The organism is Pseudomonas sp. gcc21, assembly GCF_012844345.1.
GTDB lineage: Bacteria > Pseudomonadota > Gammaproteobacteria > Pseudomonadales > Pseudomonadaceae > Halopseudomonas.
This window is the reverse complement of the sequence record NZ_CP051625.1, coordinates 1042945-1059765: the sequence shown is the minus strand read 5'-3', so window position 1 is coordinate 1059765 and position 16821 is coordinate 1042945. Positions and strand designations below refer to the sequence as shown.

General features: G+C 57.2%; 12 protein-coding genes. 6 read left to right on the top strand and 6 right to left on the bottom strand.

Translation table 11 applies throughout. The features are described from left to right. On the bottom strand, positions 1-435 hold the full coding sequence (locus HG264_RS05020) for an NUDIX hydrolase (protein ID WP_169406627.1): 435 nt from the start codon (positions 433-435) through the stop codon (positions 1-3). Positions 436-838: 403 nt separating this feature from the next. On the opposite strand from HG264_RS05020, the gene icd reads away from it, so the two are divergent. After that, the gene (gene icd / locus HG264_RS05015) at positions 839-2098 is read left to right on the top strand and encodes an NADP-dependent isocitrate dehydrogenase (RefSeq protein ID WP_169406626.1); all 1260 of its coding nucleotides are present in this window, start codon (positions 839-841) and stop codon (positions 2096-2098) included. Between the two features lie 162 nt (positions 2099-2260). Here icd and cspD read toward each other — a convergent pair whose 3' ends face one another. Further along, on the bottom strand, positions 2261-2524 hold the full coding sequence (gene cspD / locus HG264_RS05010) for a cold shock domain-containing protein CspD (protein WP_169406625.1): 264 nt from the start codon (positions 2522-2524) through the stop codon (positions 2261-2263). A 204-nt stretch (positions 2525-2728) separates the two neighbouring features. On the opposite strand from cspD, the gene clpS reads away from it, so the two are divergent. After that, positions 2729-3091, top strand: a complete 363-nt coding sequence (gene clpS, locus HG264_RS05005) for an ATP-dependent Clp protease adapter ClpS (protein ID WP_169406624.1) — start codon at positions 2729-2731, stop codon at positions 3089-3091. Positions 3092-3124: 33 nt separating this feature from the next. Beyond that, on the top strand, positions 3125-5392 hold the full coding sequence (gene clpA, locus HG264_RS05000; protein ID WP_169406623.1) for an ATP-dependent Clp protease ATP-binding subunit ClpA: 2268 nt from the start codon (positions 3125-3127) through the stop codon (positions 5390-5392). Positions 5393-5481: 89 nt separating this feature from the next. Here clpA and xthA read toward each other — a convergent pair whose 3' ends face one another. Continuing rightward, a complete protein-coding gene (gene xthA / locus HG264_RS04995; protein ID WP_169406622.1) occupies positions 5482-6297 on the bottom strand; it encodes an exodeoxyribonuclease III in 816 nt (271 codons plus the stop codon). Positions 6298-6453: 156 nt separating this feature from the next. On the opposite strand from xthA, the gene HG264_RS04990 reads away from it, so the two are divergent. The 3 genes from HG264_RS04990 to tpx all read left to right on the top strand — a co-directional run bounded on the left by HG264_RS04990 (position 6454) and on the right by tpx (position 12509). Next, positions 6454-8172 carry an autotransporter assembly complex family protein gene (locus HG264_RS04990; protein WP_169406621.1) on the top strand — a complete coding sequence of 573 codons (1719 nt, stop codon included), beginning with the start codon at positions 6454-6456 and terminating at the stop codon, positions 8170-8172. Continuing rightward, positions 8169-11879: a translocation/assembly module TamB domain-containing protein gene (locus tag HG264_RS04985; RefSeq protein WP_169406620.1), complete on the top strand. Its 3711-nt coding sequence runs from the start codon at positions 8169-8171 to the stop codon at positions 11877-11879. The genes HG264_RS04990 and HG264_RS04985 overlap by 4 nt, the downstream gene beginning before the upstream one ends. Before the next feature lie 129 nt (positions 11880-12008). After that, the gene (gene tpx, locus HG264_RS04980; RefSeq protein ID WP_169406619.1) at positions 12009-12509 is read left to right on the top strand and encodes a thiol peroxidase; all 501 of its coding nucleotides are present in this window, start codon (positions 12009-12011) and stop codon (positions 12507-12509) included. Between the two features lie 59 nt (positions 12510-12568). On the opposite strand, the gene HG264_RS04975 is transcribed toward tpx, so the two are convergent. The 3 genes from HG264_RS04975 to HG264_RS04965 all read right to left on the bottom strand — a co-directional run bounded on the left by HG264_RS04975 (position 12569) and on the right by HG264_RS04965 (position 16513). Further along, positions 12569-13570 carry an SDR family oxidoreductase gene (locus HG264_RS04975; protein ID WP_169406618.1) on the bottom strand — a complete coding sequence of 334 codons (1002 nt, stop codon included), beginning with the start codon at positions 13568-13570 and terminating at the stop codon, positions 12569-12571. 42 nt (positions 13571-13612) lie between these two features. Further along, a complete protein-coding gene (locus HG264_RS04970; protein WP_256663779.1) occupies positions 13613-15064 on the bottom strand; it encodes a vitamin K epoxide reductase family protein in 1452 nt (483 codons plus the stop codon). Between the two features lie 156 nt (positions 15065-15220). Beyond that, positions 15221-16513: a site-specific integrase gene (locus HG264_RS04965; RefSeq protein WP_178102802.1), complete on the bottom strand. Its 1293-nt coding sequence runs from the start codon at positions 16511-16513 to the stop codon at positions 15221-15223. Positions 16514-16821: the final 308 nt, after the last annotated feature.

Genomic DNA, 16821 nt, shown 5'->3' with positions numbered 1-16821 from the left:
TCAGCGAATCAGGTCCAGTGGATAGTGCGGTTTCTCGAGATAGTCCCGGATGCAATCAAGTACAAGGTGGCTGCGCAGTTCGATTGGCGTGTCCTGCAGTTGCGCCAGCGTCATCCAGTGGGCAGCGATAATGCCATCATCCAGTTCACGGTGCGGGTCATGGTCCAGAGGACGCGCTGCGAAACAGGTTCGTTGGTATGTCGTACCGTTGCGGGCAGTAAACAGGTAGAGGCCGATCAGCCCGGTAATCTCCACCGTCCAGCCGGTTTCCTCCAGCGTTTCACGGTGCGCCGCCTGGATGAGACTTTCGTCGGCTTCCAAATGACCGGCAGGCTGGTTTAAAACAGCACGTCCGTCCTGGCGCTCCTCAACCATAAGGAAGCGGCCCTGATCTTCGACAATGGTGGCAACGGTGAGGTGGGGTAGAAATCGCATGCCGAGCCTCCGCAAAGGTGGCATAGAGTAGCTTAAACCTGCTCTTGCGTGAACCATGACCCATCATTGCGCCGCCTGACAGGATGCTGGAATAGATTCAAAAAACAGCTAGGATGCTGTTACTCATAGAGATGTAGCGAAGAATGTAGTGTTACTACATTCCAGTGCTTGCCCAAGCAATCGATACGGCTGATAGCGCCGAGAGCGCCTAGCGTCATGGGTCGAAACCTAAAAGTGCGTGACTTTTTGTAGGAAAACTACAACAATGCCGGCACTCATTGAGCTCGTGGACTTTGCATCGCTTTAATGAAAAAGGACAGCAGAGCCATGTACCTTATTCACTGGTCGCAGGTTATCCGCTTGCGATCAATCTTCTGACAACGACAACACAACGGAGTCAAACATGGGATACCAAAAGATCCAGGTGCCGAACAGCGGCGACAAAATTACCGTCAATGCGGACCTGTCCCTTAACGTGCCGGACAACCCGATCATTCCTTATATCGAAGGTGACGGGATCGGTGTCGACATTTCTCCGGTCATGATGAAGGTTGTAGATGCTGCTGTTGAAAAGGCGTATGGCGGCAAGCGCAAGATTTCCTGGATGGAAATCTTCGCAGGCGAAAAAGCCACCCAGGTCTACGATCAGGACACCTGGTTGCCGGAAGAAACCCTGCATGCCGTTAAGGATTATGTCGTTTCGATCAAGGGCCCGTTGACCACTCCGGTAGGCGGCGGCATTCGTTCGTTGAACGTTGCGCTCCGTCAGCAGCTGGATCTGTATGTCTGTCAGCGTCCGGTTCGCTGGTTCACCGGTGTCCCCAGCCCGGTTACCAAGCCCGGCGACGTGGACATGGTCATCTTCCGCGAGAACTCTGAAGACATCTACGCAGGTGTTGAATTCAAGGCTGGCTCTCCGGAAGCGAAGAAGATCATCAAGTTCCTTGAAGACGAAATGGGTGTCACCAAGATCCGTTTCACTGACATGTGCGGCATCGGTATCAAGCCGGTCTCCGAAGCGGGCACCAAGCGCCTGGTTCAGCGCGCTCTGCAATACGCAGTCGACAATGATCGCGATTCGGTGACGATCGTTCACAAGGGCAACATCATGAAGTTCACTGAAGGTGCGTTCAAGGAGTGGGGCTATGAAGTTGCCCGCACCGAGTTCGGCGCTGAGCTTCTGGACGGTGGCCCATGGATGCAGTTCAAGAATCCGAAAACCGGCAAGAACATCGTGGTCAAGGACGTCATCGCTGATGCGATGCTCCAGCAAATCCTGCTGCGCCCGGCTGACTATGACGTGATCGCCACATTGAACCTGAACGGCGACTATCTCTCCGACGCGCTGGCAGCGGAAGTCGGCGGCATTGGTATCGCTCCAGGCGCCAACCTGTCCGACACCGTTGCGATGTTCGAAGCGACCCACGGTACCGCACCGAAGTACGCGGGTCAGGACAAGGTTAACCCGGGCTCTCTGATTCTGTCTGCGGAAATGATGCTCCGCCACATGGGCTGGGTCGAAGCGGCTGATCTGATCATCAAAGGAACTGAAGGCGCCATCGCCAACAAGACCGTCACTTATGACTTCGAGCGTTTGATGGAAGGCGCACAGCTGCGCAAGTGTTCGGAATTTGGCGATGACATGATCAATGCCATGGGCTGATAACTAGAGGAGGGGGTCGTTCCGTCGCGGCAGCGAGGGGACGGCAACCGCTCTGGTCCGTTAGAAACAATAAAGCCGGCTTACGCCGGTTTTATTGTTTGACGCCCAGGAGGTTGGCCTGCGCAAAAAGGCAGCCCATGCTGCCATTCAGGATTTCCGATATCAGTGATTGGCTGAAGCCGTCTCCTTGAGCCCTGCCTTGGCTTCGTCGGGTTTCTTCTCTGCCACAGACTGGATATTGACCGCGTGCAGGCCCTTGGGACCCTGGATGATTTCGAACTGGACAGGTTGCCCGGCTTTCAATGTGCGGTACCCCTCCATCTGAATTGCCGAATAATGCGCAAAAAGATCCTCATCTCGTCCATCGGCTACGACGAAGCCGTACCCTTTGGCATTATTGAACCACTTGACCTTACCGTTCTCCATTACCACATCCTCTGCTAACCCCGCCGGGGAAGAATGAAACTGAATTCACATAGCATGGAAAGATCAAAAACAAGTGACCTGCACGTCATGCTTGTTTACACTTTTTAACATTGAATCACAGTAAGTCAAGGTGCCCTCTGGCAAGCTGTGTACCAGTACACATTCCCCTCGGAGTTATGCTCCCAGCAATAGTGATCCATCAATATGTTTTCAAAGCAAAAAATTCTACTAACCTCGAGTCAGAGGCCTGATGAACCGGGGCGCGAAGAAGATCACGATCTGGCTGTCGAGACGAGCAAGCCTGAGCTCAAACCGCCATCACGATACAAGGTAGTGATGCTCAACGATGACTTCACGCCGATGGATTTCGTGGTAGAGGTGTTGGAGTCTTTTTTCATGCTTAATCGCGAAGCAGCGACTCAGGTTATGTTAAAGGTTCATACTGAGGGCAGGGCGGTTTGTGGCGTCTATACTCGTGACATAGCCGAAACGAAGGCCGAACAGGTAAACGAATACGCTAGGGAATGCCAGCATCCGTTGATGTGTCAGATTGAACGGGACGCGTGATAAAGCGACTGGGTCGCATGATGAGGTGGCAAAATGCTGAATAGAGATCTCGAGATCACCCTGAACCTGGCGTTCAAGGAAGCGCGGAACAAGCGCCACGAATTCATGACGGTCGAACATCTGTTGCTGGCCTTGCTGGATAATCAGGCGGCGGTAGCGGTGATGCGCGCTTGCGGAGCCGATATGGAGCGGCTGCGGCGCGAGCTGACGGAGTTTATCGACTCCACGACTCCTCTGATCCCCAAGCACGATCATGAGCGCGAGACACAGCCTACGCTGGGCTTTCAGCGCGTTTTGCAGCGCGCAGTATTCCACGTGCAGAGCTCTGGAAAGGGCGAGGTCAGCGGTGCCAATGTACTGGTAGCCATTTTCAGTGAGCAGGAAAGCCAGGCAGTGTTCTTCCTGAAACAGCAGCAGATCGCCCGGATCGATATCGTCAATTATATTTCCCACGGTATCTCCAAGGTTGCTGGCGATGCCGAACAGATCCAACCGGATCAGGAAAGCATGGACGAGGAGGCTGGCGAGGCCGCCACCTCGAATAATCCGCTTGAGACTTACGCCAGCAACCTCAACGAGCAGGCCAGAATCGGTCGGATCGACCCGCTGGTCGGGCGTGCGTCCGAAGTGGAGCGGGTAGCTCAGATCCTGGTGCGGCGCCGCAAGAACAACCCGCTGCTGGTGGGTGAGGCTGGGGTGGGCAAGACGGCTATTGCTGAGGGCCTGGCCAAGCGCATCGTCGATGGTGAAGTCCCGGATATCCTGACCGAAGCGGTGGTGTATTCACTCGATCTGGGTGCTCTGCTGGCCGGTACCAAATATCGCGGCGACTTCGAGAAACGCTTCAAAGCGCTGCTAAAGGCCCTGAAGAAGCGTCCGCAAGCTATTCTTTTTATTGATGAAATTCACACCATAATTGGTGCAGGCGCAGCATCGGGCGGGGTGATGGATGCGTCCAATCTGCTCAAGCCGATGCTTTCCTCCGGTGAAATCCGCTGTATCGGCTCGACCACGTTCCAGGAATTCCGCGGCATCTTCGAGAAAGACCGTGCGCTGGCTCGTCGTTTCCAGAAGGTCGACGTTATTGAACCTTCAGTGGAAGATACCGTACAGATCCTCCGTGGCCTGAAAAGCCGGTTCGAAGAACATCACGGCATCCGCTATACCGACGAGGCCCTGCGCGCTGCGTCGGAACTGGCGTCGAGGTATATCAACGATCGTCATATGCCCGACAAGGCAATTGACGTGATCGATGAGGCAGGTGCCTATCAGCGGTTGAAGGCGGTCGAGGAGCGGCCCGAGTGCATCGACGTGGCCGAAGTCGAGGCGATTGTCGCCAAGATCGCCCGGATACCACCCAAGCACGTTTCGTCCACTGATAAAGAGCTTCTGCAGAACCTCGATCGGGATCTCAAACTGGTGGTCTTCGGACAGGATACGGCGATCGAATCGCTTTCCACCGCGATCAAGTTATCGCGTGCCGGTCTCAAGTCGGCGGACAAGCCCGTGGGCTCATTCCTGTTTTCTGGCCCGACAGGTGTCGGCAAGACCGAAGTGACCCGCCAGTTGGCGAAGAGCCTTGGTGTCGAGTTGGTGCGGTTCGATATGTCGGAATATATGGAACGGCATACCGTATCCCGGCTGATCGGTGCACCGCCTGGCTATGTCGGCTTTGATCAGGGCGGCCTGCTTACCGAAGCCATCAACAAGACGCCTCACTGCGTCCTGCTGCTGGATGAGATCGAGAAGGCGCACCCGGAGGTGTTCAACCTGCTGCTGCAGGTAATGGACCACGGTACCTTGACCGACAACAATGGACGCAAAGCGGATTTCCGTAATGTGATCATCGTGTTGACCACCAACGCCGGGGCTGAGTCCATGTCCCGTGCGTCGATTGGTTTTACGCGCCAGGATCACACCAGCGATGCCTCGGAAGTCATCAAGAAGACTTTCACCCCCGAGTTTCGCAACCGTCTGGACGCAATCATCCAGTTTGGCAGCCTGAGTCATCAGAGCATTACCTCGGTGGTCGATAAGTTCCTTACCGAGCTGCAGGCCCAGCTGGAAGACAAGCACGTGGTTATCGAAGTAGACGAAGACGCACGCAGGTGGCTAGCCGAGCACGGTTATGACCCGCTGATGGGGGCGCGCCCAATGGCGCGGCTGATTCAGGACAAGATCAAGCGGCCTCTAGCCGAGCAGATCCTGTTTGGAGACCTTGCCGAGCACGGCGGGACTGTTCAGGTCAGTTTGCGAGATGATGAGCTGATACTGAACGTGCTGGAAGAAGAGATGGCCTGAGCGGTGCAGGCCGGAACGAAGCCGGTACGGGGTTAGCGTCAGCTAGCCGCGTACCGGCTTTTTTTAGCAGCAATTCTGAGTGCAGGTGCTCAACAGTCGAATGTCGCCCATATCGGGGCGTGGTCGGAGGGCTTTTCCATCGACCGGATGTCATAGTCAATGCCCGTATCCACGCACAATCCAATCAGGGCTTTGCTCGCCATGACCACATCGATACGCAACCCGCGGCGCGGGGTATCATCGAAACCACGGCTGCGGTAGTCGAACCAGCTGAACCTGTCGTTCACGTCCGGATTCATATGCCTGAAGGTATCAACCAACCCCCAGTCCTTGAGTCGTTGGAGCCAGGCGCGCTCTTCGGGCAGAAAGCTGCATTTGCCGGTGCGGAGCCAGCGCTGGGCATTTGCCGGACCAATTCCGATATCACAGTCCTCCGGGGAGATGTTTATATCCCCCATTACCACCAGCTTTTGTTCGGGTGTAAAGCTTTGCTCGATATGCGCCTGCAGATCCGCATAGAAACGCGTCTTGGCTGGGAACTTGACGGGGTGATCACGGTTCTCACCTTGAGGGAAGTAACCGTTGAAAACCACCATTTCAGAGCCATCGGCACAGGTCAGCGCAGCGGAAATCATCCTGCGTTGAGACTCCTCGCCATCGGTGGGTAAGCCTTTGACAACCCAAAGGGGCTCCGCGCGAGTCAGCAGCGCAACACCATAGTGACCTTTCTGGCCGTGGTAGAACACGTGATAGCCCAACGCTTCGACTTCAGCCAGGGGAAACATCGGATCGTCTACCTTGGTTTCCTGCAAACCGATAACGTCAGGAGCGTGACGCTCGACAATCGCTTTTAATTGATGAGGTCTTGCTCGTATACCATTGATATTAAAAGAAACTACTTTCATCGTTTGTCCTATAAGTACAGGCAATCCGGCCCGGCTCGTTAGGCTTCAAGAGCAACCGTACAGGCCAGCAGCTGATGCTTCGCAGGTTTCGGTCCGATTGAACGGGGCAGCATGTTAGCATTCCTCCTGCCATTCAGTTGTTGGATAATCGAAATCATGGTTCGACCCTTATTCCCGGCGTCCCTGCTTGCATGCCTGCTTCTGGTTTCGACCGCGGGACACGCAGAACTGAGGGTCAATGTAGAACCCGCCAACACCGCTGTACGAAACAACATCGAAGCGTTCATAGGGCCCGTTGAAGCCGAGAGCAGGCGAGACATGTGGCGCCAGGCCAGGTATAGCCGTGATCAAGCCATTGATGCGGCCAGGGCCCTCGGTTACTACGATGTGCGTGTGCGTCCTCGCGTTATCGGCAGCAACGACTCACCTGTCCTGGAACTCAACGTAACGCTCGGCGAGCCAGTCCGTTTGCGGGACGTCGATATCCGTGTGACCGGCCCTGGCCAAGGGACGCCTGCGTTTCGGCGACCGGACAGTCCCAGGCTGAGCCCTGGTGCCAAGCTGCATCACGGACACTACGAAAGCGCGAAATCACTGATCAGTAATCAGGCTTTGCGTTATGGTTATTTTTCTGGCCGTTTCGTTGAAAGCCGCTTGCTGATTGATGCAGAAGCGAAACAGGCAGATATTTCGCTGCTTTACGATTCGGGTGAGCGCTACCGGCTTGGGGACGTGACGTTCTCCGATACGCCATTCACTGAAGATCTGCTGCGCAGCATCGTTACCTTCGACAGTGGTGTGCCCTATGATTCGGAGCTGTTGGCCGAATTCAACCGCGACCTGTTATCGACAGATTATTTCGAAAATGTGCAGGTGCTCGCGCCCGCGTCCCAGGCGGTTAACGGCGTCATACCTGTGCAAGCGACTCTGAGCGCACGCAAGCCGCACTCGCTCGGCTTCGGTGGAGGCTATTCCACCGACGTAGGTGCCCGCGGGCGTATCAACTGGACCCAACACTGGCTTAACCAGCATGGTCATAGCCGCGGTGCGGACCTCGAGTTATCCCTGCCCAGGCAACAGATCACCACCTGGTACCAGATTCCGCTGACGCCGCCACAGGCATCCAGTCTGCGGTTTTTCACCGGTGTACAGAAAGAAGACATCGAAGATGTCGAGACAGAAAACTTCGTAATTGGCGCGCTCCACCAGCGGCGGTTGAAGAACGGCTGGGAACGCGCCATAGGTCTGCGCCTTGAAGAAGAACGCTTCAAAGTGGGCAACGATGAAGGCGATGCCACCTTGCTGATACCGAGTCTCGGTTTCAATCGCACCAACAGCGATGGCGGCATGGACCCGAGCCAGGGCTATAGCCTTGCGTTCGAGGTTCAGGGCGCGAAAGAAGGCTTTATCTCCGACTTCGATTTCCTGCGTGTGACCGGCGCTGCGCGCGGCCTTTACACCCTGCAGGACCGGCACCGGCTGTTAGGTCGAGCGCAGCTTGGCGCTGTTGCCAGCCAGAGCTTCGAGCGCGTGCCGCCCTCGCTGCGCTTTTTTGCTGGCGGTGACCAGAGCGTGCGTGGCTATGATTTTCGCACCCTGTCGCCGGTCGACGAGACGGGCGACAACATCGGCGGCCGCTATCTGGTGGCGGGGAGTCTCGAATATCAGTATGAATTCATTGATAAATGGCGCGGCGCGGTGTTCGTCGACCATGGTAACGCCGTGGATTCGCTTGAAGATCCGCTGGAAACCAGCGTCGGGATCGGGATTCGCTGGGTATCGCCGATCGGCCCCATCCGACTGGACCTCGCCAAGTCCGTAAGCGACTCGGAGCAGGGTTTTCGTATTCATTTCGCCATGGGACCTGAGTTGTGATCTGGTTCATCACCAAGATATTTTTGCGCGGGTTGTTGATCCTGGCGCTCATTCCTTTGGTGCTGGCCTTGTTGCTTGCCAACGATGGAGTAAATCGCTGGTTGTTCAAACAGGTCCAAGCGTTCGAACCTCGTCTTCAGCTTACCGATGTTTCGGGCGATCTGTGGGGCGGATGGGCAGTCGAGCGCCTGGAGTGGCGTGACGAGAACCTGCAGGTAGTTATCCAGGACCTGGCCACTTCCTGGACGTTTCGCTGCCTGGGAAGTGGGCGGCTTTGCGTCGAGTTCATCGACATCGCCAGCATCCATATCGACTCGCAACCGGCCGAAGAAGATGAGCACGCTACCGACCAGGCCATAGAACTACCGGATATTGATCTACCACTGGGGCTGGATTTGCAGCGGCTTTCGATTGGCAGCATCTGGATGGGAGCGGAAGAGCCGTTATTAACCGATATATACCTCACCGCTGCGTTGGTCGAGCAGTTACTTTATATACGTGAGTTCAGCGGGGCGGGGCCGCAGTTGAGCTGGAAGCTGGACGGCGAAGTGCGTATGGCCGATGGCTGGCCACTGATGATTCGAACCGTCGCCGACTTGCCGCCTGTGGATGGGCGCGAACTCACTGCCGACCTCAGGCTCAGCGGCAGTGCCGAGGATCTGCGGATTGATCTTCGCACGGATGGCTACATCAATGGCCGTCTGACCGGGCGCGTCGCCCCTCTGGAGCCTGCTCTGCCGCTTACCGTGGAGTGGCAGAGCGAGGATTTCCTTGCGCTGTCAACGCTGCCCGAAACCCTGACGCTGCAAGCGCTGACAGTAACCGCGCAGGGCAATCTCGATTCCGGCTATTCGATACGGGGCCAGGGCAGTCTGCCTGGCGAAGGCGGCGAGATTGCATTGCAACTGGAGGCTCTGGCCAGAGCCACAGGCATTTCCGGTCTGGAACTTCAGCTCCGCGTTGCCGACGAGCCTGCCAGACGTCTCGCACTCTCCGGCGCCGCCTCCTGGGAGGATGAGCTTGAGGCTGAGGTACAGGCTGAACTAGACCGGTTTCCCTGGCAATGGCTATATCCGCAGGATATCGGCGAGATCGTTGTAGAACAGTTAGAGGTAGACGCCAGCTTGCAAGGCATGGATTTTCGTAGCGATCTGAGCGCTTCGTTGTCCGGCGTTGCAGGGCATAGTGCAGATATCCAGATGACCGTGGCCGGCGACCCGGACCGCATCAACGTTGCGCCCCTTGTCGTTACAACCTCCGCGGGAAGCGCCAACGGCGAACTGGCGCTCGATCTCACCGAGGGTGTTGCCTGGGATGCCCAACTGTTGTTGCAAGAACTGGATCCGGGGGTGTTCGTCGCAGACCTGCCAGGTAGCCTCAACGGTCCGATAAGCAGCCGCGGCAGCCTGGAAGATGAACAGCTCGAGCTGGTGGCCGACTGGGAACTGAACGGCTCTTTGCGTGACCGTGAGTTGAGGCTGTCCGGCGCTGTAACCAAGCAGGACGAGAACTGGGATTTCACCGACATACTGCTAACCCAGGGCGAGAACCGTATCGCCGGCGGGGGCCGCTGGGGCGAAGAGATAGCGGCGGACCTCGATATCGATCTCCGCGCCCTGGAGAGCCTGTGGCCGGGGTTGTCGGGGCAGCTTGCGGGCGATATAAACGCAGCAGGTTCGCTGGATGCCCCGCGGGTGAACGCCAATATCCAGGGACGCCGGATCGGCTATGAGCAACTGGAGCTGAGGCAGCTCAGCCTGACCGGCGAAGTGACTTTTTCAGAAGAAATGCCCGGACGGCTGAACCTGACCGCGGATCGCATGCGCAATGGCGAGACCCGTCTGGGTGATCTGGACGTACAACTGCAGGGTAACCGCGCGGCCCATGCGCTGGATCTCACGCTGGAGCGCAGCGTAGTGGATATCCGCAGCCGAATTGAAGGCAGCCTGGTTGACGACCTGTGGCAAGGCGCCCTGGTACGCGGTGAAATCGAAGCCAGCGGTCTGGATTGGCGACTAGAGGGCCGGGCTCCGATTGAATACCAACTGGCTGAGGGTCAGCTCGCGTTGCAGGCGCATTGCTGGACACATGAGTCGGCGCGTCTGTGCTTTGAAGGCCCCCAGCAACTGATGCCAGACCGGCAACTGGCTTTGACGCTGGATGCGTTCCCCTTGACGTCGCTGGAAGATTTCCTGCCTGAAGATTTTTCCTGGAGCGGCACGCTGAACGCGGATGTCGAGTTCGCCCAGCCCGCCGGCGAACAGCCAACAGCCCAGGCAAGAATCAGCAGCATTGACGGGATGGTGTCGGTTACTGACATGGACCAGACCGTTGCCTTTCCTTATTCGCGACTGGAACTTACGTCGGAGCTCGATCCTCAGCGCGCGCGGAACAACTTCGTACTGCAGAGCGAAGCGCTTGGCCAGCTAGCGATTCAGGCTGACATTCAGGATCCGGCGGGTGAACAGCAGCTCACCGGTAACTACCAGCTCGACGGTTTCAAGCTCGATTTTGTTCGTCCTTTTTTACCCAACGTTGAAGTGGTACGCGGTCAGCTGAACGGCAGTGGAGATCTGGCCGGAACATTGCTGGCACCTGAGGTAGCAGGCGTTATCGATCTGGAGGACGGTGAAATCAGCGGTCCGGAGCTGCCGGTCAGCTTCGAGCAGCTGAACGCGCGCGCCGAGATATCCGGGCAAAGCGCCACCCTGTCAGGTAATTGGCGCAGCGGTGAAGCGGGGCAGGGCAACATCAACGGGCAGATAGCCTGGGCGCCCGAGCTCGACCTGTCGTTGGCGATAACCGGCAATGCATTGCCCGTCACTGTGGAACCCTATGCTGACCTCCAGGTGAGTCCGGACCTGAGGATCAGTCTTGCCGATAACCGTCTGCAGCTGCTGGGCCAGATCGCCATTCCGGAAGGCGACATCACGGTACGTGAATTACCGCCTCAGGCTGTCAGGTTGTCGCCTGATGCCGTTGTGGTAGGAGAGCAGACAGCCGCCGAGCAGGCTCCATTGGATATTGACGCCAGCGTGCAGCTGATTATCGGCGATCAGCTGCGTTTCTCAGGCTTTGGTCTGACCGGCAGGCTACGCGGGCAAATCCAGGTTGAGGAGACCATGACTGCCAATGGCGACCTGAACATCCTTGACGGGCGCTATCGCGGCTACGGGCAGCGCCTCAGACTCCGGCGCGCGCAGCTTTTGTTTGCCGGCCCGATAAGCCAGCCTTACCTTAATATCGAAGCCATCCGCGAGGTCGACGGCGTTACCGCCGGCCTGCGACTGACAGGGCCAGCGGAGCAGCCCCAGTCAGAAATATTCTCCGAACCGGCGATGGCTCAGGAGCAGGCGCTGTCCTATCTGATTCTGGGAAGGCCGCTTGGTAGCGACGGCGGCGATTCTAATGTGCTCGGACAGGCCGCGCTTGCACTGGGGATGGCTGGAAGTGGCCCCATGGCGCAGAGCATTGCTGGCAGTCTGGGCATCAAGAATTTCCAGCTCGATACTGAGGGGACGGGTGACGCTACTCAGGTGGTGGCGGCGGGTTACCTGACAGATAAGCTCAGCCTGCGCTATGGGGTTGGGGTTTTCGAGCCTGCCAGTCAGGTCGGTATCCGGTATGAGCTGACACGCCGGCTGTATCTCGAAGCGCTTAGCGGTTTTGCCAGTTCGCTGGATTTCTTCTACCGTATCGATTTTTGAGCGGCTGCATACTGGTAGACATGCCAGGGTCTGGTTCCGGTTCATCGCTGCCGCAGCGACAGACCCTCGTGCTACAGTGATTCCCATTTACAGGCCGTGCAACCTGCCCGGCAACAACAAGGAGCTCACATGTCCACTGTTACATTGAAAGGCAATCCGATCACCATTGGCGGTACATTTCCGGCAGCCGGTGACAGCGCGCCGGCGTTTAGCCTGGTGGCCAAGGATCTATCTGATACGCCGCTGTCCAGCTTCGCTGGCAAGCGCAAGATCCTGAACATTTTCCCTAGCGTTGACACACCGACCTGCGCCACATCCGTTCGCAATTTCAACAGCCAGGCGAGCCAGCTGGATAATACCGTGGTGTTGTGTATTTCAGCGGACCTGCCATTTGCCCAGGCGCGTTTCTGCGGCGCAGAAGGTCTGGACAACGTGGTCATGCTTTCGACCCTGCGCGGCGGCGAGTTTTTGCAGGCCTATGGCGTAGCGATCGAAAACGGTCCGATGGCAGGGCTGACTGCGCGTGCAGTCGTGGTGCTGGATGAAGAGGACAAAGTCCTACATAGCGAGCTGGTTGCAGAGATCGGCAGCGAACCGAACTATCAGGCTGCGCTCGACAGTCTGGCTTGATCGCTGCGTGGGTTAGCTGCATCACCCAGTGACCAGGCTTGGTCGCTTAGCCGATGCCGTTAACCCGCCAGCAGGGCAATAACTGCTCCGCTGGCAAAAGCGACCACCACAACCGTGCCCAGCAGTAGCTTGCGCACGGTTTCGGATCCCATACCCAGTGCCTGATCTTTCGCATCACCGGTGAAACGACCGGACGTGCGATGTATCCCTTTCTCGGTAACCGGCGAAAACAGATTGTCCTCGCGCTCAGGATCCTCGTTCTCATTCGTCAGCTGACCATCCCATGCCTGCCTGGACATCAGTCTGTCGAGGACCCCAGGCATGACCATGCTGCCCAGGATCGCCTGTAACGAAGCCTTGCCCAGCCACAATTCCCGCGGCGCATCCGTGGCAGCACGGAGTATCGCCCGGGCAGCCACCTCGGGTGTATGGATCGGCGGCACGGGTTGCGGCCGCTTGCGCATATGATTGCGGACCCAGTCGAATTGCGGCGTGTTATGCGCTGGAAGTTGCACCATGGTGATCCTGATCGCGCTCTTGTCGTGAATCAATTCGCAACGCAGCGCATCGGTGAAACCCCGTACGGCAAACTTGGCTGCGCAATAAGGGGCCTGCAAGGGGATAGCGCGGTAGGAGAGGGCGGAGCCAACCTGAACGATGGTGCCGCGGTCGCGCCGTTGCATACGCCGCAATGCCGCCTGGGTGCCGTGCACGCAACCGAGGTAGGTCACTTCACTGACGCGCCGGATTTCCTCGGGGGGTAATTCGGCAATGCTGCCGAACACTGTGACCATTGCAGCATTTACCCAGACATCGATCGGACCGAGCTCGGCTTCGATCCGGTCGGCCGCGCTTTCCACCGCAGCTGCATCTGACACATCTACCGCAATTGCCAGAGCACGCGCACCGATGGATTCCAACTCGGCACGCGTATCTTCCAGCCCCTGCTCGCCACGGGCAAGCAAAGCAACCTGATAGCCCGCGCGGGCGAACTCATGGGCAACTGCGCGTCCCACCCCCGCGTTGCTTCCAGTGATCACAACGGTCAGCTCATCGCTCATATCATTTCCTTTATCAATACCTGGATAGCGAGCGAATGACGCTCAACGCAATAACGTATTCCAGCCTGCGTAGCGGTGTCTGATCGGGCCCTGCGCAATGCTCAGGCCGATAATCAGCAGGCCTGCCACAACGCTGGCTATTGAGGCAGTTAATGAAGCGCCTCCGAGCAGCCAGGGCGCCACCAGCAACCAGAAACCGATAGGCAGATTGAGTATCCGCAGCGGGCGGGCTACTTCGGCCATGGCCAACACCGATACAGTGATCAACAGCGACCCCATGAGATGATCGCTGTTGGCCATTTCACCGGACGTTCCGAACAACAATCGGGTGCACATGAGGGCAACGCCGAGGACACATAACGCCGCGAGCCCGGCCGGCAGATTGACGCCGCGAAAACCTTTGAGAGCCATCTCCGATAACGCGCCTTCGAATTCAGGCGTATCGTCCTGCCGCGCTCCGTCCATCGCGCCGCCCATGAAAAACGTCTTCCAGAACGGTTTGCCACGTCGGCGGGCATCCTTGAGAAACTGGCCCATTGCGATCAGCTCATCCAGGGCATAGGGCATCATTACCAGCATGGCCAACGCCTGCAGCAGACATAGGGCACACCAGGTGTTGATGAATATAGGCTGAGCGATGATAAAGAATATACTTACGGCCCCCAGCGGCACGACCACCACCCCGAACGCTGCCACCATCCACGGCATGGTGCGCCAGCGCCGCGCATCGCCCATGACCGCCATCAGCAACTCGATCATATAGGCCATGACGCCGATGCCTGCATCAGACACAGGCCAGGCACGCGACATGTCGGAGGTAATGATCGTCTCGGTCCCATTGCCGAAAAAGGGATCCCAGGCAGAGCTGGTATGGCCAAGCTGATAGCTTGCGAGATATCGCGCCAGGAGAATACCAATCACCGCTAGTGCTGCAATGGGCAGGCGTTGTAGCCAGGTAGAGGGGTTATAGTCCCATCCCGGAGGCACCGAGGCTTTCTGCATCATGCCTGACATGCTCATGCCTGGCATCATGGGTATGAGCGTGGAGAAGGCTATAACCAGGCCACCAACCAGCAGTGCATTGCTGTAACTGGCCGGAGACGGCGTCCAGAACACCAGCGGGGCGAACATCAGCCAGAGACCAATCGTTGTGTTGGCCCAGAATGCCCAGCTCATGCGCTTCAGTGAGAGAACCGACAGCACAACGATAAGCAGGCCACTGATCACATCATTCCATGTCATGAGCATGGCGCGGGTGGCAACGTCCGGCAGGACGCGCTCAGATGCCAGCCGTGCCAGATCAAAATCGTCTGGTTGGATAGACAGATAACCGAAGATGAATGGAGAACTTGCCAGCCATACGCCCAGTATCATGTTTGCAAAGTGACACCAGAGCGTCGCCAGCCGACGCCGTTCCATCATTTGCATATGTTCAGGCATGCTTTGGTCGCCGCTCATCGCGGTCTGGCGTAAATACTCACTCTGGTGTTCCAAAACGCAGGCGCTCCAGACGAAGAAATGAATCTGCTATCTGAACCGACAGGGATATCAAGCGGGCAGTTCCCGGGAATGCCATAACCGGCTGCAGCGCACGGCAGCGCTGCGTGCTCTGAAGGGTTGCTTATGATGTGCAGGTGGGGCGCTACGAAATTAGTCCTTGATGCGGAGATTCTTGACCGAATGTGCGCGTTGCTCGTCCAGCGAGTTGTAATAGGTGTTCTGGGTGGTGCTGAGGCTGTTATGTCTGAGATCGGCCTGCAAGTCCTTCATGTCCCGGCGCGGCGCATCAAAGGTGGCGGAGGTATGCCTCAACCAATGCAAGGAGGCTGAACGTAGATGATCCACCTCGTCATCGGTCCAGCCTTCGGCGATCATTCTTTCCAGCGTGCGGTCGAACACCTGCTGCAATAACAGCCGCAAATGCCGATCTGAAAGTCCTCCGCGTCCCTTTAGTGTTGATAACAGTGGTTGGTTTTCGTGTGGTGAGGGCAGGGCAGGCAAGCCGAGATGTCGGCGATAGCGCGCGAGGTAGTTCTCGATGAAATCGTCACGCACGCTGATTTTCGCCGCCTTGTTGCCTTTGCCCACCACGTGGAACCACCAGTTACCTGCGGTATCCCGCCGGAAATCGCCCATCGTTGGCTCCCAGTTGTCACGGCCGACCAGATCGGACACGCGCAGATACATAGAGAAGAGGGTGGTCAGAATAAACAGCGTTCGCTCGTGGGTTTCATCCTCATCCGCCATCTGCTCCGCCACTTCGATAACGTAGTTCCATTGCAGCGGCGTCAGCGACCGGCCAGCCACATCCAGGGTATTGCGCTGTTTATAGATGGATTTCTGTTTAACGGCCCGGAAAGGGTTAACTTCGGTAAGACCCTCATCGATGGCGTGTTGGAAAAAGCTGCCACACACGGCAAATACCTGAGCGACCGAGCCCTGGGACATTTTGTAGGGCCGACTGGCCAGCTCCTGACTGTTTGCGTCTGTCATCAGGCGGTTGCGCTTTGGCACGGTAACACTGAAGGGGCGCCAGGCCTGATTGACCTCATAGCGATCAGAATCGAGTTTTCTGCGGCCACCAATACGTAAAAATCGAGATTTGACCATGGGGCCAACCCAATCAGCAGGCGGTCTGAGGCAGAATTCCATGAAGGCTTCGGCATCCCTGCGCCGGAGCTCCAATAACGGCTTACGCGCGATGAGCAGCGTCCAGAGCAGCAAGCGCTCGACATGGGTACGGTACGAGGTATAGGTCGTGGCGTTACCCGAATAGGATTTCAGAAATCCACGTACAGCCGAATAACCCTCGACAGCGCGGACTTCATCGGGAAAGCCTGCCAGATAGGCCTGTACGGCAGGCAGTTCTTCGCTGACCTGGCTGAAGTTCAGTTCAAGAAACCGGTCGTAGGTTTCGAATACTGGCGATGGAGAGTTTGGCATTAGCGAGAGTTTGGCTTGTGTGATGACTAAAAAAGGCTCTAGTCTGGGCCTTAGCAGACGCATATGCAATATCCGGGTCTAGCTGTTATCGGATATTGCATATGGATTGAGATAGCACTCGATGGCTCTATTGAAGCTGTCATGGGTTTGTTGGCTGATATGGGCTCGTTGTTGCTGAAAGTTTGGCGCTGGTCGCCCACCGGTTGGCCGTATGGCCCAAGACGCTGTGAACCCATCCCTGGGGGCTTGGCGAAAACATCCCTGTTTTCAACACTTGCTCCATACGGCCAACCAGCGCGCTTGAACGG

What these genes read in the sequence shown, in the direction of transcription:
- HG264_RS04990 (WP_169406621.1), top strand. Translation starts at nt 6,454, where the DNA reads ATGGTTCGACCCTTATTCCCGGCGTCCCTGCTTGCATGCCTGCTTCTG.
- xthA (WP_169406622.1), bottom strand. Translation starts at nt 6,297, where the DNA reads ATGAAAGTAGTTTCTTTTAATATCAATGGTATACGAGCAAGACCTCAT.
- clpA (WP_169406623.1), top strand. Translation starts at nt 3,125, where the DNA reads ATGCTGAATAGAGATCTCGAGATCACCCTGAACCTGGCGTTCAAGGAA.
- tpx (WP_169406619.1), top strand. Translation starts at nt 12,009, where the DNA reads ATGTCCACTGTTACATTGAAAGGCAATCCGATCACCATTGGCGGTACA.
- icd (WP_169406626.1), top strand. Translation starts at nt 839, where the DNA reads ATGGGATACCAAAAGATCCAGGTGCCGAACAGCGGCGACAAAATTACC.
- HG264_RS04965 (WP_178102802.1), bottom strand. Translation starts at nt 16,513, where the DNA reads ATGCCAAACTCTCCATCGCCAGTATTCGAAACCTACGACCGGTTTCTT.
- clpS (WP_169406624.1), top strand. Translation starts at nt 2,729, where the DNA reads ATGTTTTCAAAGCAAAAAATTCTACTAACCTCGAGTCAGAGGCCTGAT.
- cspD (WP_169406625.1), bottom strand. Translation starts at nt 2,524, where the DNA reads ATGGAGAACGGTAAGGTCAAGTGGTTCAATAATGCCAAAGGGTACGGC.
- HG264_RS05020 (WP_169406627.1), bottom strand. Translation starts at nt 435, where the DNA reads ATGCGATTTCTACCCCACCTCACCGTTGCCACCATTGTCGAAGATCAG.
- HG264_RS04975 (WP_169406618.1), bottom strand. Translation starts at nt 13,570, where the DNA reads ATGAGCGATGAGCTGACCGTTGTGATCACTGGAAGCAACGCGGGGGTG.